This is a genomic window from Kitasatospora sp. NPDC058170, from assembly GCF_042883905.1.
Taxonomy (GTDB): Bacteria; Actinomycetota; Actinomycetes; order Streptomycetales; family Streptomycetaceae; genus Kitasatospora.
The window spans coordinates 40,758-60,741 of the sequence record NZ_JBHVUV010000041.1; the positions used below are offsets into that span (position 1 = coordinate 40,758).

General features: G+C 73.6%; 16 protein-coding genes. 5 read left to right on the top strand and 11 right to left on the bottom strand.

The genetic code is table 11. From position 1 onward, the window contains the following. Positions 1–108: 108 nt before the first annotated feature. The 4 genes from ACFVVX_RS33980 to ACFVVX_RS33995 all read right to left on the bottom strand — a co-directional run bounded on the left by ACFVVX_RS33980 (position 109) and on the right by ACFVVX_RS33995 (position 4,806). Complete coding sequence (locus ACFVVX_RS33980; protein WP_387951457.1) at positions 109–756, bottom strand: ScbR family autoregulator-binding transcription factor; 648 nt, start codon at positions 754–756, stop codon at positions 109–111. A gap of 150 nt (positions 757–906) precedes the next feature. Next, entirely contained in the window at positions 907–1,848 is a 942-nt protein-coding gene (locus ACFVVX_RS33985; RefSeq protein ID WP_387951459.1) for a BTAD domain-containing putative transcriptional regulator, read from the bottom strand. 873 nt (positions 1,849–2,721) lie between these two features. Then, entirely contained in the window at positions 2,722–3,975 is a 1,254-nt protein-coding gene (locus ACFVVX_RS33990) for a HEAT repeat domain-containing protein (protein WP_387951421.1), read from the bottom strand. Between the two features lie 117 nt (positions 3,976–4,092). Continuing rightward, a complete protein-coding gene (locus ACFVVX_RS33995; RefSeq protein WP_387951423.1) occupies positions 4,093–4,806 on the bottom strand; it encodes a ScbR family autoregulator-binding transcription factor in 714 nt (237 codons plus the stop codon). Between the two features lie 453 nt (positions 4,807–5,259). On the opposite strand from ACFVVX_RS33995, the gene ACFVVX_RS34000 reads away from it, so the two are divergent. Both ACFVVX_RS34000 and ACFVVX_RS34005 read left to right on the top strand, forming a co-directional pair. Continuing rightward, positions 5,260–6,282: a ScbA/BarX family gamma-butyrolactone biosynthesis protein gene (locus ACFVVX_RS34000; RefSeq protein WP_387951424.1), complete on the top strand. Its 1,023-nt coding sequence runs from the start codon at positions 5,260–5,262 to the stop codon at positions 6,280–6,282. 170 nt (positions 6,283–6,452) lie between these two features. After that, complete coding sequence (locus ACFVVX_RS34005; protein WP_387951425.1) at positions 6,453–6,884, top strand: DUF5959 family protein; 432 nt, start codon at positions 6,453–6,455, stop codon at positions 6,882–6,884. 210 nt (positions 6,885–7,094) lie between these two features. On the opposite strand, the gene ACFVVX_RS34010 is transcribed toward ACFVVX_RS34005, so the two are convergent. The 3 genes from ACFVVX_RS34010 to ACFVVX_RS34020 form a co-directional block, all read right to left on the bottom strand. Continuing rightward, on the bottom strand, positions 7,095–7,655 hold the full coding sequence (locus ACFVVX_RS34010; protein ID WP_387951427.1) for a hypothetical protein: 561 nt from the start codon (positions 7,653–7,655) through the stop codon (positions 7,095–7,097). A 147-nt stretch (positions 7,656–7,802) separates the two neighbouring features. Then, positions 7,803–8,774, bottom strand: coding sequence for an endonuclease/exonuclease/phosphatase family protein (locus ACFVVX_RS34015; protein ID WP_387951429.1), 972 nt, complete (start codon positions 8,772–8,774; stop codon positions 7,803–7,805). Positions 8,775–8,979: 205 nt separating this feature from the next. After that, entirely contained in the window at positions 8,980–9,351 is a 372-nt protein-coding gene (locus ACFVVX_RS34020; protein ID WP_387951431.1) for a winged helix-turn-helix transcriptional regulator, read from the bottom strand. 93 nt (positions 9,352–9,444) lie between these two features. On the opposite strand from ACFVVX_RS34020, the gene ACFVVX_RS34025 reads away from it, so the two are divergent. Beyond that, positions 9,445–10,284, top strand: a complete 840-nt coding sequence (locus ACFVVX_RS34025; protein WP_387951433.1) for an SDR family oxidoreductase — start codon at positions 9,445–9,447, stop codon at positions 10,282–10,284. A gap of 67 nt (positions 10,285–10,351) precedes the next feature. Here the strand turns inward: ACFVVX_RS34025 and ACFVVX_RS34030 are convergent, their stop codons facing one another. Further along, positions 10,352–11,020: a hypothetical protein gene (locus ACFVVX_RS34030; RefSeq protein ID WP_387951435.1), complete on the bottom strand. Its 669-nt coding sequence runs from the start codon at positions 11,018–11,020 to the stop codon at positions 10,352–10,354. 361 nt (positions 11,021–11,381) lie between these two features. Between ACFVVX_RS34030 and ACFVVX_RS34035 the strand changes: the two genes are divergently transcribed. Beyond that, complete coding sequence (locus ACFVVX_RS34035) at positions 11,382–12,359, top strand: hypothetical protein (RefSeq protein WP_387951437.1); 978 nt, start codon at positions 11,382–11,384, stop codon at positions 12,357–12,359. Between the two features lie 75 nt (positions 12,360–12,434). Here the strand turns inward: ACFVVX_RS34035 and ACFVVX_RS34040 are convergent, their stop codons facing one another. The 3 genes from ACFVVX_RS34040 to ACFVVX_RS34050 form a co-directional block, all read right to left on the bottom strand. Beyond that, complete coding sequence (locus tag ACFVVX_RS34040; protein ID WP_387951438.1) at positions 12,435–14,354, bottom strand: protein kinase; 1,920 nt, start codon at positions 14,352–14,354, stop codon at positions 12,435–12,437. Between the two features lie 391 nt (positions 14,355–14,745). Next, a complete protein-coding gene (gene dacB / locus ACFVVX_RS34045) occupies positions 14,746–16,323 on the bottom strand; it encodes a D-alanyl-D-alanine carboxypeptidase/D-alanyl-D-alanine-endopeptidase (protein ID WP_387951440.1) in 1,578 nt (525 codons plus the stop codon). Between the two features lie 134 nt (positions 16,324–16,457). Then, a complete protein-coding gene (locus tag ACFVVX_RS34050; RefSeq protein WP_387951442.1) occupies positions 16,458–18,113 on the bottom strand; it encodes a helix-turn-helix domain-containing protein in 1,656 nt (551 codons plus the stop codon). Between the two features lie 326 nt (positions 18,114–18,439). Between ACFVVX_RS34050 and ACFVVX_RS34055 the strand changes: the two genes are divergently transcribed. Then, positions 18,440–19,936, top strand: a complete 1,497-nt coding sequence (locus ACFVVX_RS34055) for a sodium:solute symporter (protein WP_387951444.1) — start codon at positions 18,440–18,442, stop codon at positions 19,934–19,936. Positions 19,937–19,984: the final 48 nt, after the last annotated feature.

The window sequence follows — 19,984 nt, forward strand, 5'->3', positions numbered from 1 at the left end:
GGCCGTTGTCCGCGAACGGATTTCTCCACGCCGGTGCCTGCACGCCCCGTCGAGGCCCGGCCGAGGCCGAGGCGGACCGGTACCACCGATCCGGCCGGTGCCGGCGGCTCAGGGCCCGGGTGTGCTTTGCGGGGCGGAGGTGCGGTAGCCGCCCACCGCGCCCGGCGGGACCAGACACGGGAGCAGCCACTCCCACAGGGCCCCCAGTCGGCGGGCCAGCTCCTCACCGCCGCAGCCGCTGCCGTGCACCACCTCCAGGCCGCAGGCCGCCGCCACCGCCAGGGACTCCACGCCCACCCCGCCCGAGCGCGCCCGCAGTTCACCGGTCCTGCGCGCCGAGGCCAGCAGCTCTCGGACCATCTGCGCCCACACGCCGTGCAGGCCCCCCACCCCGGAGCCCGCGAGCGTCGCACCGCCGCTCCACAGCTCCTCCTCCCGACCCAGCCGGAAGCCCGCGCGTACCACCACGTCCGACTCCAGTACCCGGACGAGCCAGAACCCGGCGTCGATCAGGCCCTGCAGCGGCGACACGCCCGCGCCCGCGGTGCAGCCTCCGCGCACCGCCGCCTCCGCGCGCTCCACCACAGCCCGCGCCAACTCCTCCTTGGAGGCGAAGTGGAAGTACAGCGCACCCTTCGTCACTCCCGCGGCGCCGGCGATCCCGCCCAGCGTCGCCCCCGCGTATCCCGAGCGGTCGAACTGCACCGCCCCTGCCTCGACAAGACGCCCCCGCGTCCGCTCCGACCTCTCCTGCATCACGAACCCACAACCCCTCACACCGGAACCACAGAAAAAGAGAGGGCCGCCCTGTCAGGCGACCCCCGAAGCCTCGGCCGCCACCGGCCACACCACCAGACACCCGCGTCCGCAGCTGTCCCCACCCGGAGGCGAGGGACGGCCCCGGGCCTACCGCACCTGAACGAACCTTCCACCACCGGCCGTTGCGGACTCTCCCGCCGCGGCCGCGCCACCCGTACTGCCCGCGCCCGCACTGCCCGCGCCCGGACCGCCCGCACCGGCGCCCACCCGCTCCAACGGCCCATCCGGCGCCGCCATCAGAATCGACCGCTGCAACCGCCGCAGATACACCGACGGCTCCATCCCCAACTCCCGCACCAACGTCCCCCGCAACCGCGCATACACCTCCAACGCCTCACCCCGACGCCCCGACCGGTGCAACGCCACCATGAACTGACCGTGCAGGTTCTCATGCGTCCGATACCGCTCCACCAGCACCGTCAACTCCGCCAACAGCACCCGATGACGCCCCAACCGCAGATCCGCCTCGATCCGCTGGTCCAACGCACACAACCGCGTCTCCTCCAACCGACGCGCCTCCACCCCCAACACCCCGCCCACCACCACATCCTCGAACGCACCACCACCCCACAACCCCAACGCCTCCCCCAACAACCGCGCCCCGCCCGGAAAATCACCCCCGTCCATCGCCCGATACCCCAACCCCGCCAACCGCTCGAACTCCCTCACATCCACCAACCCCCCACCACTGTTCAACATGTAGCCCCCCGGCGAGGTCACCAACACATCCTTCGCACACCCCACCCCCACCCCAGACCCAGACCCGGAAGCACCGACCCCGGACCCCGAACCCTCCACCAACGCCCGCGCGATCAGATCCCGCAACTGCAGCACATACGTCTGCACCGTCGTCCGCGCACTCCGCGGCGGCCGCCCACCCCACAACTCCTGCGCCAACACCCCCGCCGACACCACCTGATCCGCCCGCAACGCCAACAACCCCAACACCTGCCGCGGCTTCGACGCCGACGGCACCACCGACACCCCGCACACCCGAACCCCCAACGCCCCCAACACCCGAACCTCCACAACCACCACCCCAATCACAACAAACCCAGAGAACACGGACACCGGACACGGGAGGCCGGCACGCCGAACGCGGTACGCAGACACGGGAGATGGGACACCGGAGGCACCCGGGTGCCGGCCTGACTCCCCACAACCACCCGGGCACCTACATCGATTCAAAAACAGGACAGACGGTTTGTCAATACAAAACCGAACGCGCTGTTTGTTTACCTGGCAACAACCTGCCCCGCACCCAAGGGCGTTGACCCCTCCGCGCAGCCGCGACGGTCGCCGCCCCGCCGAGCCCGACCCCGGGTCGAGGGGCGCTTCGGACGGTCGGGCCCGGCCGGACCGGGCCGCGGAGCCGGCTACGGGACGGGTATGCCTGCGCGACGCCGGGCCCGGTCCACTACCGAGTACACCGCTGCTGATGATCGATTTCGACGACAGCCCGGTGGACCGCGGCCCGGTATTTCGCACGGAACCGGCCGAACCATTGACCGGGTGCGAACTGACACCATCCGATATCGCAGGTTCGATGCCCCCGACAACGGCGAATACACCTTCGGCGGCACCCCGGCCGAGGCCCGCGGCTGCGGCTGCGGCTGCCGCCGCCGGAACCGCCCGCACGAGGCCTGGACCCTCGGGGATTCGGCGCATGCCGACAGGCCCGGGGCGCGCGCTCTCCGCCTCCCCGGCGTTCGGATCTCGGCCGACAGGCGGTCGCCGGTGGGCGGAATCCGGTGCGCGGAATCCGGAGCGCGGTTGGCCGGCAAGCGGTGAACCGACACCGCCCACCGGCCAGTCCGTACCGCGCATGACGCCGCGGCCGGCGGTCTCCGAGCCCTCGGAGCCCCCTCACCTCCGGTGAGCACCGAGGCTCCGGGAACGCCGCTACTCCGCGGGCATTCCCGCGTAGGCGCGCATCGCGGCGCGCTCCTGGGGAAGGCCCCAGAAGCGCAGGATCTCCAGGAAGTTCACCCACCGCCAGGTGCCCGCATCGAGCGAGGCCAGGACGCGGATCAGCCGCTGCTGCCGGTCTTCCAGGTCCGCGAACGCCGGCCGGCCGTCGGAGCCCTGTGGGCCGAAGGCCAGCCGCAGGGCGGCCTCGGCGACCGCGAAGCTCGCAGGACCGCCGGTGGCGGCCAGACCCTCCGTCACGGCCACCAGCGCCTCGGCCGGGTAGCGGTCGGCCAGTTGGGTCAGGCTGGCGGCAGCGTGGGCACGCAGGTCGCCGTCGTGGAACGGGATGCCGGGCGGGCCGGGCTCGGGCGGGTCCGCCTGGGCGGCCGCGAGTTCCGTCAGCACCTCCGCTCCCACCGCCGCCTCGGCCCCGGTACCGCCCAGGCGCGCCAGGGCGGTTGCCGCGGCCCACCGCACGGCCGGCTCACCGGCCCTGAGAAACGGCCGCAGGCGGTCGACCAGAGCGGTGTCGCCCAGCAGCCCGGCTGCCACGAGTGCGGTGGCCACGACAGCGGGGGTCGTCTCACGGTCGAGCAGGCGCAGCAGCTCGGGCAGCGTGCGCGCCTCCTCCTCGGGGAACCAGGCCAGCACGTACCCGGCCGCGGCGCGCACCTCCGGATCGCCGTCGGCCAGCAGCGCACAGAGGCCCGGCAGTTCACGGCGGACGGCGTCGTAGGCTCCCAGTTCCGCCTCCGCGGACTGGAGTTGGTGGTCGTAGTCGAACATCGAGCGCCGCAGCTCGCGGACCCGGCGCTCTCCTTCGTCCGGCGCCTCGGCCACCCACGCGTCGTAGCCGGCACGCACCTCCGCCGGGTCCTGCGCCCTGAGCTCCGCGATCTCGCGCCGCCACTCCGCGATGTCCACGCCGGCCGGCAGGTGCGACTCGTCGTAGCCGACGGCCAGCGAGGCCAGCAGTTGCAGGGCTTCGGCCCGGCCGGGCAGTGCCGCATCGGCGGCGAGGCGCGCCAGGAACGGCACCGCCGTGGCCGAGGCCTGGTAGCGGCTGCCCTGGTGGAAGATGTTTCCGTACAGACCGTGCAGGGCCTTCTGCCGTCCGTCCGCGTCCGGCCCGCACAGGGCCCGGAGCTGCCCCGGCACATCGTCCGCGGCTCCGTAGGCGTGTTCCAGGGCCGCCCAGTCGATCGCGTCCAGGCCGGCCAGGGGGTCGTTCGTCTCGCTCGTCACGAGCGGGAATGTCTCACACCGCTCGGACATCCCGACCGCTCGCGTATCCCGGCCCGCGCGGACATCCCGGCCCGTGCGGACATCCCGGACCCTGCGGTGCAGGCGAGCTGCGAGGAGTCACCCGACGCGCCGGCCCTCGACCTCCTCCTCGGCCCCCGGGCCCGCAGCCGCGGCCTCGTCGGCCCCCGGGTCCGCCATCTCCGCGACCACCCGGGCCCCCCGGTCCGGTCCGAGGTCCAGCGAACCCAGCACCCCGGGAACGGCCACGCTCGGCATCAGCAACTGGTAGAGGCCCGAGATCCGGCGCTCCAGGTCCGCGCGGCCCGACAGCTTCTGCGACTGGATCTGCACGCCCGTCCAGGCCCCCGTCACCAGCCACGCCGTGTCCGCCGGGACCACGTGCGGCAGCAGCTCGCCGCGCTCCGCCGCCTCCTCCAGCAAGCTCTGCAGGCGCGCGATCCACCCCGGAATCGCACCGCCGTTCAGGTCCCCGAAATCGTCCTGTCCCAAGGACAACCGGGCTCCCGCCGACAACAGCGGGTCGCGCGGCATCAGATGTGCCACCACCATTCCGGTGTCCACGAACTCCTGAAGCTTGCAGGCGCGTTCGGGAATCGCGTTCTGGACGAACTGCTCCTCCACCACCCCTTGCGCAAGCTCCCGCTTCGACGCGAAATGGAAATACACCGCCCCACGGGTCACCCCGGCCCGCGCCACCACCTCACCGATCGTCGCGCCCTCATAGCCGAACTCGTCGAAAACCGACGCCGCCGCCTCCAGGATCACCCGACGCGTCCGCATCGCCCGTTCCTGCCGCACCACCACGACCACCCCGCCACCACAACCCGAGCAAACCAAACCGACCACCCCGCACCCTACCCACCCGGGACTCCCGACACCCCGGCGGTGCCGACCCTCGCGTGCCGACGGCCGTCGGTTGGAAACCGCATAAGCGGTATTCATACGCAACCGATTAAGGAGGCTCCGCCGGTCGGCCGTAGCGGAAGGCCGCCCCCCACTTCCCATCCGGTCGAATACGCAGCATCCAGCCGCCGCAACGGCCCGACGCCCGAACAGAACAGACTTTCGCCCCAGGTCACATGGGCTCTACGGGCCGCACGGACACCTCCACGAGCGGTCCGGTCGGCACGCACAGCAACGTTCTGCTTGCGCTCGGGCGCCAACGAACCTTGTTCCAAGCGCCTTGAAAACCAAACCGGTAGGTACGTATCTTACGAGCCCTGAGCCCCCATCCCGCCCACCACGGCCTTCCGGAGCGCTCCCATGACCCTGCTCGCCTACCGCCTCCCTGCCTCCGCGCCCGCCACCGTCCTCGGCCAGGCGCCCCGGCTCACCACCACGGTGCCCAAGGAGTACGTCCACCGGGCCTGCCACGCCGAGGTCTTCCTCACCGGCTGCCGGCAGCAGGACGACACCACCTTCACGGTCACCGCGCAATGGCCCCGGGCGCACACCTTCTTCACCAGCCCGGACGGGGTGCGGCACGACCCGCTCCAGACCGCGGAGACCGTCCGGCAGGTCGGCCTCTACCTCGCGCACACCCAGTTCGGGGTGCCTCTTGACCACCACTTCCTGATGTGGGACCTCGGCTACACCACCCGGCCGCGACAGCTCTCGATCGGCGCCGCACCGACCGACCTGACGATCACGGCCGAGGTCACGGCGCAGCCGCGCAAGACCCGGACCACCGTCGACTTCATGCTCACCACCACCCTGCTCCGGGGGGACCACGTCGCCGCCACGGGGTACACCAAGTTCACCACCGTCCCGCCCGCGACCTACCGGCGCCTGCGCGGCCCACAGCGTGCGGCCCACCAGGACCCGCACCCGGACCCGCTCGCGCCTCCGATGTCACAGCCGATGTCGCAGCTGACGTCCCAGCCGATGTCTCAGCCGGAGCCGATGCCGCTCGCCCCCGGCACGGTCGGACGCATCGACCCCCGGGACGTCATCCTCGCACCGACCGGGGAGCCGGACACCTGGAGGCTGACGCCCAACCCCCGGCACCCCATACTGTTCGACCACGCCAACGACCACATCCCGGGCATGGTCCTGCTGGAGGCCGCCCGGCAGGCCACCAACGCGCTCACCACACCGACCACCATCACGCCCACCGGGGCCGCGATCACCTACCACCGCTACGCCGAACACGACCAACCGACCGTCGTCACCGCCCGGTTCACCCCGGGCGACGATGCCAACGCGCTGGTCACCACCGTCACGGGGCACCAGGGCGGGGAGTTGGTCTTCACCACCGTCATCACGGGCAGCCCCGAGCACACCTGACCGCCGGGCCGCGGACGCGGCCGGCGCGGCGCCGGGAGTCCGCCCGATCCGCCCGATCGGACGGACTCCCCAGGCACCGGAGCCCAACCCGAACCGCCCTCCGGCTGGTGAGGGGTGGGCGGCCTGCGCAAGGATGGCAGGGATCGCATCACCTTCCCGGGGAGAGGGCTGTGACCGAAGTGACTTCGGAGAGCATCGAGTTGATACGTCTCGGAGACCGCCAGGACTCCGGCGGGCGAACCGTCGCGGTACGGGTGGGGAGGCGCCCGACGGACCGCGGAACGATCGCCTGCGACATCACGATCACCACGGAGGTGGTCGCGGGGCGGTTCCACGCCGAACTGACATCCGGCCAACTGGACGACTGGGAGGCCGCGTTGGACAGACTCACCAGACGCTCGGCGGTCCGGTGGCTGGACGGGGAACACGGTCCGGAGCTGCGGATCGAACCGACCGGGCCCGACGGGGTGTGGGTGACGGTGTCCGACGTCGAGTCCTCCGGCGTCCTGGTGCGCCTCGCACTGACCCCTGCGGCGGGCTGGGTCGACGAACAGCGCGCCCTGCTCGTACAGGTCCGGGAGGCCCTCCCCCGGGAGGGCTGAAGGCCGGGCCCGGGGGATCGGTCGAGCCGGGGTCGGTGCCGGGTGCCGGCGCCTGTCCCTCAACGGCCCTCAACGGCCCTCGACGGCCCGGGCGCCAGGGGCTCGCAGCACCCCGGCGCGGACGTCGGGGACTCCGCCGAGGACTCCGCTGAGGACTCCGCCGACTCCCCTACCGGCCCGGCGCACGGCTGACGAACCGGCTCAGGCGGTCTACCACCCGCCGGAGGTGGTGTTGTAGCCGCCGGACGTGGTGCCGGAGCTCCCGGACGCGGTGGTGTAGCCCCCGGAGGTGGTGGACGGACCGGAGGGCCGGCTCGACGGGGCGTCGGCGCCGGAGGTGCTGATCCGGCCGCCGCCCCGGCTCGGCTCCTGCTGCCCGGCGGCCGACTCGGTGGCGGACCACCTGGCTGCGGACGCGGACTCGGGGGCCGCCGCCCGCTGCTGCGGATCCTCCTGGTCGATCCGCAGCACCAGGCTGCGGCCCCCGGGGCTGCCGAGCCGGTCGCGGTCGGTGCAGCGGACCACCTGGCTGCGGGTACCACCGCGCTCCTCCCACCGCCCCACGACAGCGCGGATGCTGGGCCCCCAGGTGTTCTGGTACTCGTGCTCGACGGCGAGGTCCCAGTCCTCGGCGTCGATCACCTCGCTGGCTCCCAGGACCCCCGGCACCACGACGGTGCCGCCGCCCCGGACGGTCACCACCGCGCGTTGCGGCCACTCGGCCTGCACACCGGTCACCGTGATCCGGTGGGTGCCTCGGTACTTCGGCATCGGTCACTCCCGCAGGTTGGTTCGGCTGTTCCGCACTCCTCCTCCCTGATACGGCCGGTGGCCGGGCGGGGGTTCACCGTCCCCGTCGCCCCGGCCACCGGCCCCCGTTCCGGACCTGGGCGTACAGGCCCGATCCCCGGGACGGCTCTAGAAGTTGAACGTCGCCACCACGGGCGAGTGGTCGGACGGCCTGCTGTGCGGCGCGACCGGGTGGGCCTCCGTCGTGCTGGGCAGCTTGTCGAGGTGGGTGGAGACATCCTGGAACTTGGCCAGCAGCGCGTGGCTGATCAGGATGTGGTCGATCAGCTCGCGCTGCCCCTCGAAGACGCGGGAGAAGCCGCCCTGCTCCAGGATCTTCGGAGCCAGGTTCCACAGGCGCTTGGCATCGCCCTGGTCGGGGTGCTCGAAGCCGGTGGTTCCCATCTGGGAGCCGGGCGGGCCGTACAGGATCTGGGTCGTGGCGGCCTGCCACCCGTCGTTGAGGTCGCCCATCACGATGACCTCGCGGTTCGCGCCGTCGCCGTGGAGCAGCTGGTCGGCCAGGTCCCGGATCGTGACGGCCTCCGCCGCGCGCCGGAAGAGCGCGTACGCGGCGGAACGGGCCCGCAGGCCTTCGTCGTTGGTGCTGTGCTGGCTGTTGGGGAAGGTCAGCAGCTTGGACTTCAGGTGGCACACCACCACGTCCAGGCTGTGCCCCGGACTCCGCTCCACCGTCACGGCCAGCCCGCCGCGGCCCATCTCCTTGATGGGCTCGCCCTCGTCGTCGACCTGGATGGGCCGGAGGCGGGCGGGGAAGGCCACGCGCTGCTGGACGTTCGTGATCGGCCACCGGCTGATGACGCCGACGCGGATCCCCCTGGGGTCGGGGTGGTCAGACACGGCGGTGTGCCAGGTACCGGGCAGCTTGGCCACCAGGTCGTCCAACGGCTCCTGGCCGCCCACCTCCTGCACCCCGAGCAGGTCCGGCCCGATCTCGCCGATGACACCGGCCAGGGCCTCGACCTTGGCGTCGTAGGTCGCCTGGTCCTTGGCAGCACACTTGACCGGGTCCGGCGCGCTGCCGGCCGGCAGCGGCCGACAGAAGTTCTCCAGATTCCAGGTCCCGATGATCGCACTCACGGCAGCTCCCGCCGGTCATCGGCCGACGCCATCGCCGGCCTCCCCACCCCTTATCCCCCGGCCGCGTCCTGATGCACGGGAACGCGCCCGGTCACGCCCCGCTCCTTCACCCGCGTGCAGGCGCCACCGGTTGGGCCGGACCAGGTCCTCGAGCTGGGGGTGCCCGGTCACGCTGGATGCGGTTTCGTGGCCGACCACCAGCACGCTATCCCGCGCTGCGCCGCGAGAGCCGCCGGGTAACCCGGTCGAGCAGCTCCGTGAGCGGTTCGCCGACGTCCTGACCGAACTCGGTCAGCCCGTAGGTGACCTGGGGAGGCGTCGTCGGCTCGACCTTCCGCCAGACCAGGCCGTCCTCGACCAGTGCGCGCAGGGTCTGGGCGAGCATCTTCTCGCTGATGCCCCGGATGCTCTCCCGCAGCTCGTAGAACCGGAGGTCATTGTTCCGCAGGGAGATCAACACCCAGACGCCCCACCTGCTGGTCACATGGTCGACCACACCACGCGCGGGGCAGTCGGTGTGAAACACCTCATACCGCTCCCCCGCCTCGGCCTGCGTGAGCTGCGAACCTTCCACCATGTGATGAGCTTACCTCCGGGTATGTCCTTACCAATAGTTAGCCCAGGCTCCTAACGTCAAGGCCACAGAGGGCATCTGACGAAGGAGCTGATCATGATCGTGGTGACCGGGGCTACCGGGAACGTGGGCCGACCGCTGACGCGGGCACTGGCCGAGGCGGGCCACCAGGTGACGGCCGTGTCGCGGCATGCGGCAGCGGTGCCGGACGGCGTCCGCCACCTGGCGGCCGACCTGGCCGAGCCGACCGGCCTCGAGCCTGCGCTGACCGGGGCGGAAGCGCTGTTCCTGCTGCTGTCCGGCGACCTGCACGCCGCTGAGGCCAGTCCGGCCGACATCATCGGCCGAGCCGCGACCAGCGGGGTCCGCCGGGTCGTCCTGCTCTCCACGCAGGGCGTGGCGACCAGGCCCCTCGGCGCTACGCGGATCGTGATGCGCGCGGTCGAGGACGTGCTGCGGGAGTCCGGCCTGGAATGGGCCATCCTGCGGCCGGGCGGCTTCGCCTCCAACGCCCTGTGGTGGGCCGAGTCCATCCGCGCGCGGCGGGTCGTCGCCGCGCCCTTCGGCGACGTCGGGGTGCCGATCATCGACCCGGCGGACATCGCCGAGGTCGCGGCGGCCTGCCTGCTGGAGGACCGGCACACCGGCGGCGTGTACGAGCTGACCGGCCCGGAGGTGATCACGCCGCGTCAGCAGGCGGAGGCCGTCGCCGCCGCGCTGGGCTCGCCGGTGCGGTTCCACGAGCTCACCCGCGACGAGGCCAAGGCCGCCATGGCCCGGAGCATGCCGGCGGAGCTCGCGGAGGACACCCTGACCATCCTCGGCTCCCCGAACCCGGCCGAGCTGCGTGTCAGCCCGGACGTCCAGCGGGTCCTCGGCCGCGCCCCGCGCCCGTTCGCCGACTGGGCCGCGCGCAACGTCGCCGCATTCCGCTGAACCTGGTCAGCGCCGCCGGAACGGCCCGGCGTGCTCGGCGATCGCTTGGTGTTGACAGTGGTGGCGGTCACGAGGACGCCGGCGGCCTGCTACGCAGTTGAGTCGGCGCCGACGGGTCGGGGAGGTCCGGTCGGCCCTCGTCGTCGACGGCTGCGCTCTTGGGGTAGCGGACGCATTCGGCCGCCGCGAATACCTCCAGATTGCCGTTCGGGTAGAGCACGACACCGGCCCGGACCGCGACCTTGTCCTTCGTGCCCGGGGCCTCCAGCCGCAGGGCCACATCGCCGCCGGAAACCTTGTACGAGACGGTCTTCCAGCCGGCCGCCTCCAGCGTCCGCCGCGCTCGCGCCGTCGCGTCGGCGGCCTGGGCGTGCGTCACGCCGGCGAGTGCCCAGCTCTCGTGGACGGCGGCAGTACCGGGCTCGCGCGGCGGGGAGTCGGCGAGGGTGTCGGGGAAGTTCGCAAGACCGCGGGGGTGGCAGTCGTAGATGGAGGCCTCGATCCCGGCCATGGGCCACCGGGGATTGAGCGGCGCGTCCGGCAGTTGGAGCCCGTCGTAGATCGCCTGAGTCCGCGCGTCCAGCCGTCCGGCGACGGCAACGGGATCGGCCGTGGGGAACGGCTGGCCCCGCCAGAGGTCGTTGAACCACACTCCTCCGAGGACCAGCGCCACCACCAGAACCCCGACACCCAGGGTCCTTCTGAGGCCCGCCCCACCGCTCTGATCATTGGACATGCCGCCGATACTGTCCCACCCCCGGGTCCGTTCGCCTGAGTACCTGTACTCAACTCCCGAGCGTCGCCGCTGCGGCCTGGGACCTGAGACCGATGACGACGCCCGCTCCTCGATCTTCGTGAAGCTTCGGCGGAAGGAGGAGAACATGCCCATGGGGTCGAGGACTGCTCTCCGGGGAGCAGGGGCGCTACCGGCAGGTGGGACCGGGGCATCGGTGTGCGTGCGGGACCGACCGGGGGATCCTCCCGGCGGCACGGTTCGGCGGCGCCGGGGTGTCCGCGTCCGGTGTGCTCTGCTGACGGGGATGCCTGCTCGCGGCGTCGACTGACCACCCCGTCGCCGTCCACAGAGGAGTACCGCCATGCCCCGACCGTTCCGCCCCGCCCGGATGTACGGCGCAGCCTCGGCCGCCTCGTTCGCGCTGGCGCTGCTGGCGGCCACACCCGCCGTCGCCGTCGCACCGCCGCTCTCGCAGCCACGGATCGTCGCCCACTTCGACCTGGCCCAGGGGCTCCAGCCCGAGAACATCGCGGTGGAGCCCGACGGCTCCGTGGACCTCACCCTGTCCTTCGCCCGGCAAGTCGGCCGGGTCTCCCCCGACGGGCAGCTCACCGTCCTGGCCACCCTGCCGGCCCCGGCCCAGGCGGCCACCCCGCTGATCGGTGCGGCCGTGGCCTCCGGCCTTGCCCGCGCCCACGACGGCACCCTCTACTTCGCCTACGCCACCGGCACCGGGGACCTCACCGGCGTGTGGCGGCTCTGCCCCGGCGGCGAGCCCGAGCGGATCTCCGCCTTCCCCGCGAACAGCCTGCCCAACGGTCTCGCGCTCGACGAGCGGGCGGGCCTGCTCTACTCCGCCGACTCGGCGCTCGGCCTGGTTCGGACCGTCCCCGTGGGCGGCGGCGCCCCGACGGTCTGGTCCGACGACGCCCTGCTCAAGCCCGTCACCGCCTTCGGCGCCAACGGCCTCAAGCTGCACGCGGGCGCCGTCTGGGTCGGCAACACCGACACCGGCACGCTGCTGCGCGTCCCGATCGGCGCGGACGGCGTCGCGGGCCCGGTCGAGCCCCGCGCCACCGGGCTCGCAGGCCTCGACGACTTCGCGTTCCCCGGCGCCGGCGACGAGCTGATCGCCGCCCTGAATCCGTCCAGCGAGGCCGTGTTCATCGCCGCGGACGGCAGCCGGCACACCGTGCTCACCGCGGCGGACGGTCTCTCCAACCCCACCTCGGTCGGTATCTGCGGGGACACGGTGTACGTGCCGAGTGCGGCGTTCTTCACCCTGACCGATCCCAACCTGCTGGCCGCGAAGCTGGAGCGGGGCCGGGAGCCCTGGTGACGTTCCGAGCGGGCAGGAAGATCTCGTAGCTGTGGTCAAGCCCCATGTACTCCACCCCCTCCGGCGACGGGAGCCCTACGGCATTCGCCACTCCTGGGCCTTGTTGCCGGGGGTGCAGGTCTTCATGGTGACCGCGTTGCCGGTGCCGTTGTCGGTGAGGCAGGACTGGCCCATGTAGTCCCGGAGGGTGTAGGAGCCGGGAGTGGTGGCGGCGGTCACCGTCCAGTTCGTCAGGAAGCTGAAGCCGCCGCTGAGGTCGACCCTGCCGTCGGTCTCCTGGACGAGTTCGGGGGAGCTCAGGCTGCACGGGTTCAGGTGGTACCAGCTGCTCGGCTGGGTGCGGACCCAGCCGTAGGCGGTCGCGCCGCCCACGACCGCGGCGTTGCCTCCGGACAGGTTGTTGTTGGCGAGGCCGAGCTTCTGGCCGTCGCCCACGTTGACGATGTAGCCCCAGTTGGTGCCGCCGCAGCCCTGGGGCACGGCGGGGTTCTGCGGCTGGGGGTCGGGGGCCTGGGAGGCGGCGGGTGGGGCCGGGGTGGCGGCCGGTGCCGGGGTTGCCGCCCCGCCCGCCGCTCCGCCCGCTGGTCCGCCGTTCGCGGCGGCACCGCCGGCCGCGGCCGCCCCGCCACCGGCTGCGGCCCCGCCGCCGGCCGGGTTGGGTGTCTGCTTCACCGGCTGGTTCCCGGTGCCGGTCCCGGTGCCGGTGCCGGCGGCGGACCCGGCACTGGGTGGGACGGCGGCGCCGCCCGGGGCCGGGGACTGGTTCGCCGGGGGGAGCGTGCCGCCCGGAGCGGGGGTGGGTGCGGCCGTGGGAGTGGGCGTGGGTGCGGGAGTGGCAGCCGACGGGGTGGCGGACAGCGGCGTACCCGCACCCGTCCCCGCCGTCACCGAAGCGGACAGGGGCGGCTGCGGATCCACCGCCTTCGCCTCGGACCGGAAGGGGACCTTCTCGACCAGCACGGCGGTACCCGCACCCACCGTGAAGATCACCGGGACGATCACGGGAATCAGGATGCGGCGCCGCCTCCGGCCGGGGACGGTCTGCGCGGCGGCGGGCACCGGGGCGGGGATCGCCTCCTTGCCGGCCCCGGCCACCACCGCAGCGGCGGGAGCCGCGGGAGCCACCGCTGCCGGAGGGGCGGCGGGCCGCTCCCCGGCCGCCGGGTCCTCGCCGATCGCCGCCCGCGCCGCGGCCGCCATCGCCGCGGCGTCGGCGAAGCGCTCCTCGGGGTTCTTGGCCAGGGCGGTGGCGACGAAGTCGCGGACCGGCTTCGGGAGGGTCTCCGGGAGGTCGGGCGCGGGCTCGCGGAGATGCTTGAGCGCGACCTCCAGCACGCTCTCACCGTTGAACGGCGGTTCGCCGGTGAGCAGTTCGTAGCAGACGACACCGATCGAGTAGAGGTCGGAGGCCGGGGTGGTGGCCTTGCCCTCGGCCTGTTCGGGCGCCATGTAGAGGGCGGTGCCGATCACCGCGTGGGAGGCGGTGAGCTTGCTGCTCGCCAGGGCGCGCGCGATGCCGAAGTCGGTCACCGTCAGCCGGCCGTCCGTGCGGAGCATCAGGTTGGACGGCTTGAGGTCGCGGTGCACGATGTCCTGCCGGTGGGCGGCGTGCAGCGCGTCCAGCGCGGTGGCGAGGAGGCCGAGGGCCCGTTCGGCGGGCATCGGGCCGTCCTCGGTGAGGACCGTGTCCAGCGGCCGCCCCTGGACGAGCTCCATGACGATGTAGGCGACCTGCTCCTCGGAGTCGCCCTCGCTCTCGCCGTAGTCGTGGACGTCCACGATCCCGGGGTGCTTGAGGGCCGCGAGCAGCTGCGCCTCGCGCCGGAACCGCCGGGCGAAGGTGCCGTCCCCCGCCAGTCCGGGATGCAGGATCTTGACCGCGACCTGCCGCGCCAGCACCGCGTCGTCGGCGCGCCAGACGGCCCCCATGCCCCCGCCGCCGATCCGCTCGGTCAGCGTGTAGCGCCCGCCGAGCACGCTCCCGCGACCACTCATGCCCGCCCCCTTGTCATACCCGCCCCCGCGGGTCGTCACAGCCGCACAGCCTGCCAGCGGGCTCCGGGCTCCTCGCCCGTGCCGCAGCAGGGCCCTGACGGGCCTTCACCCGGCGCCCATCATCCCCGGTACACGGCCGAACCCCGAGGCCGGGGGCCTCTTCGGTCGATCTTGGCTGATCGGCGGCGGTCTGCGCCAGCCCTGACGAGCACGAACACCCCGGGCACCCCGCGGCCCGCCGCCCCCGGCCGACGGCCCGGGAACAGCGGGCCGGAAGGCGCCGGGGCCGGAAGGCAGCGGGCCGGAGGCGCCGGGCCGGAAGGCAGCGGGCCGGAGGCAGCAGGCCGGGCATCACCGTCAAGCGGTCACACCGCCCGGCCCGCCCGATCGGTCAGTGCGCGGTCTCCTGGAGGATCGCCGCGATGCCCGCCACGTCGGTGATGGTGTCGATGACGCCCTCGATGTCAGGGGCGGACGCGCCGTTGGCCCCGACGAAGAAGGTGTGCAGGCAGCCGTCGGCCGTCTCCAGGTAGCCTCCGAGGGTCTGCGCGCCCACCGCGATCCGCTGGTTGACGGCGTCGAAGCCGGCCACCGTGCCGGGCTTGGCGAAGACCTTGCCGCGCGCCGGGCAGTCGCCGGGGCAGCTGTCCGCGAGGCTGCCGTCGACGCCGAGGATCGGCAGCGAGGTGCGGAAGCGCTCGGCGTCCGGGGTGCGCAGCCAGTAGGCGAGGATCTGGTTCACCGCGCGCGGGGTGACCCGGTCGACGGGGTCGCCGCCGCGCCCGTCGAGCAGCTGGACCTGGGTCGGCTCGACGCCGGCCTGTGCCAGGAAGTCCCGCAGCACCGGGAAGCCGTCGTCGCAGTCGTGGCCGCCGGTGGTGACGGCGAGCAGGCAGATCCCGAGGTTGGCGCCCAGGTTGTGGCTGACCTTGAGGATCAGCTTCGCGTAGTCGGCGTAGGGCGGGGAGACGTAGGCGGCGACCCGGCTGCCGTCGGGGTAGTCGCCCGGCAGGCCGTCGGGGTGGTTGGGGCCGGTCGGCGGGGCGGTGACGGTGACCCCGGCGCGGGCGAGGGCCTCGATCAGGGCGGTGCGGCCGAAGGCGGACGGGTCCTGGACGGTGGAGATCCGCAGGACGGGCTGGGCGCCCTCGGCGATGGTGCCGGAGAGGCTGATCCGGGTGCCGTCGGGTGAGGCGGTGACCTGGATGTCGGTCGTGCCGCCGGCCGGGACGGTCCGGACGGTGGAGGTGACCTGGTAGGGGGCGACCTGGGGGCGCCAGCTCAGCTGGGCCGGGGAGCCGGCCGTGGTGGCGGTGGTCAGCAGGTCGATGACGTTGTCGTTGATGATCAGCGGGGTGGGGTGCGGGTCGAGGTTGGGCCCGGCGGTGAAGAGCCGGTCGTCGACGACGACGTCGCCGCGGACCTCGGTGATGCCGGAGTCCCGGACCTGGTGGGCGATCAGGTCGAGCCCGGCGAGCGGGTCCTCGGGGGTGAGGGTGGCGCCGGGCACGTCGTTGGCGTAGGTGTGGTCGATGTTGGTGAAGGCGACCCCGCCGTCGGGTGTGGTCCGTCCGCCCATGGTGAGGTCGCCCTGGGCGACCAGGGCGAGGTCCCCGTCGAGGGCGGAGCCGTCGCGGGCGCCGAGGGCGTGGACCGGGGTGGTGAAGCGGTGGTCCGGGCCGAGGACGTGCCAGGGGGCCGAGACGCTGAACAGCTTGGTGACCGAGCCCGGGATGAAGAACTGGTCGGGCGACATCTCGTGGATCACCCGGCCGGTCGCCGGGTCCGTCTCCAGCAGGCCCCACTGGGCGTGCTGGTAGGCGGGCTTCGCCATGATCGCGGTGATCCGGGGGTCGAGGCCGCCGTCGTGGCCGTCGGAGGCGGCGGCCGTCGTGGCGGTGGCGGTACTGCTCAGGGCCAGGAGGACGGCGCCGCTCAGGACGCGCCATCGGCCGGTCTGCACTCTCATACGCCCACCTGTCGGGGAGTCGGAGGCCGGGTCGGGCCCGGCGGTTCCGTCGCAGGATAGGGAGCCGAACCTGCCCTGTTCGCCATAAACCGGGCGAATCGGCCGGGGCGTCACGGCAGAGCCATCCAGACGGCTCACCCGGCGCGGTCCGGGCCCGGCCGCAGCCAGTGCAGGGCGAACCAGAGCTCCATCCGCAGCTCCGCGTCCTGCAGGTCCACGCCCAGCAACTCTCCGACCCGGGCGACGCGTTGGCGCACGGTGTTGCGGTGGAGCTGGAGCGCGGCGGCCGTCCGGTCCCAACTGCCGTGCAGGGACAGCCAGGTGCGCAGGGTTTCGAGCAGGACGTCGGGGCCCGGCGCACCGGCCGCGGCCAGCGGGGCGAACCGGGCCCGGGCCAGTGCCGCCGCGTCCTCGGGGGCGACCAGTGCGTGGACGCTCCGCTCCCCCGCCTCCCGGTGGCGGACGGCGGGTTCACCGGTGGCCAGGGCCCGGCGCAGGGCGCGTTCGGCCTGGAGGTCGGCGGTGCGCAGGTCCTCGCCGGGGGCGGGCGCGCTGAAGCCGAGGGTCCAGCCGAGCCGGGCGGCCGGTTCGGGGTCGGCGGCCGGCTCCGCCGGGTGGCGGCCCGGGAGCAGGGCCCGCAGCCGGGTGCCGTCCAGGTCCAGGTACGGGGTGCCGAGCGCGGTGCCCAGGGCGGCGAGTTGCACGGCGTCGCCGCCGGGGCGGGCCGCGCCGGTGAGGCGGCCGTGCACCACGACCCAGTGGCCCCCGGGCGGTGCGTCGTCGGGCAGCAGGGTCGGGGCCACCTCCGCCGGGTCGGCGCCGAGCAGCAGCCGGACCAGCGCGCCGGCGCTGCGCGCGTCCGCGCCCAGCGCGTGGCGGGGGCTGGTGAGCAGCGACAGCAGGACGACGGCGACACCGGCCACCGAGCGGTGGACGGCGGTCGGCGGCTCGGTCGCGGCGGTGGCCAGGGCGAGCGGCCCGCCGCCGCCGTCCGAACCCGGCAGGGTGCGCACGGTGAGGTGTCCGCCGGCGTGGTGCTGGGCCGCCGCGCTGGGCGGCTGGGCGCGACCGCTCGGCCGGCCGCGACCGTCGGTGGAGCGGGCCCGACCGTCGGTGGACCGGCCGCGGCCGTCGGCGGAGCGGGCCCGGCCGGTGGTGCGGGCGGCGAGGGCGCGCAGCTCGGCCAGGACGGGTTCGGCGGGCCTCGGTCCGGCGCTGAACAACTCGCCGCCCCGGGCGTCGAGGAGGACCGTCCACGCCCCGAGGTGGACGGCGAGCTGGTGGAGCACGGCGCGCAGCGCGTCCGGGCGGGCGGCGGCGGAGGCGAGCGCGGACTGCGCCTCGGAGATCTGCCGCAGGCCCCGGTTGGCGGCCTCGGCCATCGCCGCGTAGGCGGCCTGGCCGACCGCGACGAACGGCGTCTCGACCGGGACCCGCAGCAGCGGCAGGCGGTGCCGCTCGCAGGCGGCGACCAGCTCGGGCGGCACCTCGGCGTGGACGGGGGCGACGCCGAAGCCGAGCGCGGCCGCGCCGGCGCCGACCGCGCTGCGCACGTAGGCGTCGACGCCCTCGGCGTCGGCGGGGAGGCGGACCCCGGCGGTGAGCAGCAGTTCACCGCCGAGCAGGTAGGGGCCGGGGACCTCCATCTCGGAGGTGCCGACGGTGCCGATCAGGCGGCCGTCCACCGGGCCGGCGACCTGGCACAGGCCGAGGGCGCGGTCGGCGAGCAGGTCGGCCAGCGGCACGGTGGGGGTGCCGGGGGCGGGGGCATGGCTCGGGGTGGTCGGCACGTCCGGTCCTCCGGGAGTGGTTTTGCACACTGACCCTCACGATATTGGACGAAACCAGCACTTCTGCGCCTCGGCGGCCCGGTTTAGTTTCGTTCCACCCCCGGGGTCGCCCCCGTCTCCGCTTCCCTTCCTGTCCCCTCCGCCCCGCGTCGACAGCCCCGCGTCGACAGCCCCGCGTCACCGGCCCCGCGTGTTCGGCCCCTCGCTCCGCCACTGGCTCCGCCCTCGCTCCGCCCCGCTTCTCCGGCCCCGGCCGGTACCCCCACCCACAAGCGCCTGGCCCGTGCCCGCTCCCACAGCGCGGGCCGGGCCGGATCGGAGGACCCATGACCGTCGACTACGTGGTGATGATCGGATACCTGCTCGGCATCGTCGGAGTCGGCTGGTGGGGCAGGAGACGTGCCTCCTCCAAGGCCGACTTCCTGGTCGCCGGCCGCCGGCTCGGACCCCTGATGTACACCGGCACGATGGCCGCCGTCGTCCTGGGCGGCGCCTCCACCATCGGCGGGGTGCGGCTCGGCTACACCTACGGGCTGTCCGGCGCCTGGATGGTGTTCGCGATCGGGCTCGGGCTGCTGGCGCTGAGCATCCTCTTCTCGGCCCGGATCGCCCGGCTGCGCGTGTACACCGTCGCCGAGATGCTGTCGCTGCGCTACGGCGGCGCGGCGAGCCTCATCTCGGGCGTGGTGATGTGGGTCTACACCCTGATGCTCGCGGTGACCTCGACGATCGCCTACGCCAGCGTCTTCGACGTGCTGTTCGACGTGCCGCGCTGGGCCGCCGTGGTGATCGGCGGGACGATCGTGGTCGGCTACTCGGCGCTCGGCGGGATGTGGTCGATCACGCTCACCGACATGGTGCAGTTCGTGGTGAAGAGCATCGGCGTGCTGTTCCTGCTGCTGCCGATCGCCCTGGCGAAGGCCGGCGGCCTCGCCCGGTTGAAGGCCGAACTCCCCTCCGGGTACTTCTCGTTCGGGTCGATCGGCGCCGAGACCATCTTCACCTATGTGCTGATCTACACCTTCGGCATGCTGATCGGCCAGGACATCTGGCAGCGGGTGTTCACCGCCCGCACCGACCGGGTCGCCTCGTACGGCGGCACGGTGGCCGGCCTCTACTGCCTGGTGTACGCGCTCGCCGGCGCCCTGATCGGCATGGCCACCAAGGCGCTGTACCCGCACCTGGCCGGCGCGGACGGCGCGTTCGCGACGATCGTGAAGAGCGCGCTGCCGGCCGGGGTCCGGGGGCTGGTGCTGGCGGCGGCGCTGTCCGCGATGATGTCCACCGCGAGCGGGGCGCTGATCGCCTCGGCGACCGTCGCCAACAACGACATCTGGGCCCGGCTGCGCACCCTCGGCGGCCGCGGCGCGGCGCTCCCGGCCGGCGGCGCCGCGGGCGGCGACCATGACGAGGTGCGCTCGAACCGGATCGCGATCGTGCTGCTCGGCGGGGTGTCGATCGGGGTCGCCTGCGCGCTGGACGACGTGATATCGGCCCTGACCGTCGCCTACAACCTGCTGGTCGGCGGCCTGCTGGTGCCGATCCTCGGCGGGCTGGTCTGGCGGCGCGGCAACCTGCAGGGGGCGCTCGCCGCGATGGTCACGGGCGGCGCGACCGTGATCGCCCTGATGGCCACCCGGGGCGTGCTGGCCAACGAGCCGATCTACTACGGCCTCACGGTCAGCCTCTGCGCCTACCTGGCGGTCAGCCTCGCCACCCGGCCCACCGACGCCGGGGTGCTGGAGCGGTGGCGCGGCCGGCTCGCCGGACTCCCCGAGGCGCCGTCACGCCCGGAGCCCGCCACCGCCGCGCTCCGGGCGTGACGGACCTCGGCCGGCCCGGACCCCAGCCGGTCCGGGCCGCCCCGGTCC

Bases quoted from the DNA above. Each gene is read 5' to 3' on its own strand.
- ACFVVX_RS33980 (WP_387951457.1), bottom strand. From the start codon at position 756: ATGCAGGAGAGGTCGGAGCGGACGCGGGGGCGTCTTGTCGAGGCAGGG.
- ACFVVX_RS34000 (WP_387951424.1), top strand. From the start codon at position 5,260: ATGACCCTGCTCGCCTACCGCCTCCCTGCCTCCGCGCCCGCCACCGTC.
- ACFVVX_RS34010 (WP_387951427.1), bottom strand. From the start codon at position 7,655: ATGCCGAAGTACCGAGGCACCCACCGGATCACGGTGACCGGTGTGCAG.
- ACFVVX_RS34020 (WP_387951431.1), bottom strand. From the start codon at position 9,351: ATGGTGGAAGGTTCGCAGCTCACGCAGGCCGAGGCGGGGGAGCGGTAT.
- ACFVVX_RS34025 (WP_387951433.1), top strand. From the start codon at position 9,445: ATGATCGTGGTGACCGGGGCTACCGGGAACGTGGGCCGACCGCTGACG.
- ACFVVX_RS34030 (WP_387951435.1), bottom strand. From the start codon at position 11,020: ATGTCCAATGATCAGAGCGGTGGGGCGGGCCTCAGAAGGACCCTGGGT.
- ACFVVX_RS34035 (WP_387951437.1), top strand. From the start codon at position 11,382: ATGCCCCGACCGTTCCGCCCCGCCCGGATGTACGGCGCAGCCTCGGCC.
- ACFVVX_RS34040 (WP_387951438.1), bottom strand. From the start codon at position 14,354: ATGAGTGGTCGCGGGAGCGTGCTCGGCGGGCGCTACACGCTGACCGAG.
- dacB (WP_387951440.1), bottom strand. From the start codon at position 16,323: ATGAGAGTGCAGACCGGCCGATGGCGCGTCCTGAGCGGCGCCGTCCTC.
- ACFVVX_RS34055 (WP_387951444.1), top strand. From the start codon at position 18,440: ATGACCGTCGACTACGTGGTGATGATCGGATACCTGCTCGGCATCGTC.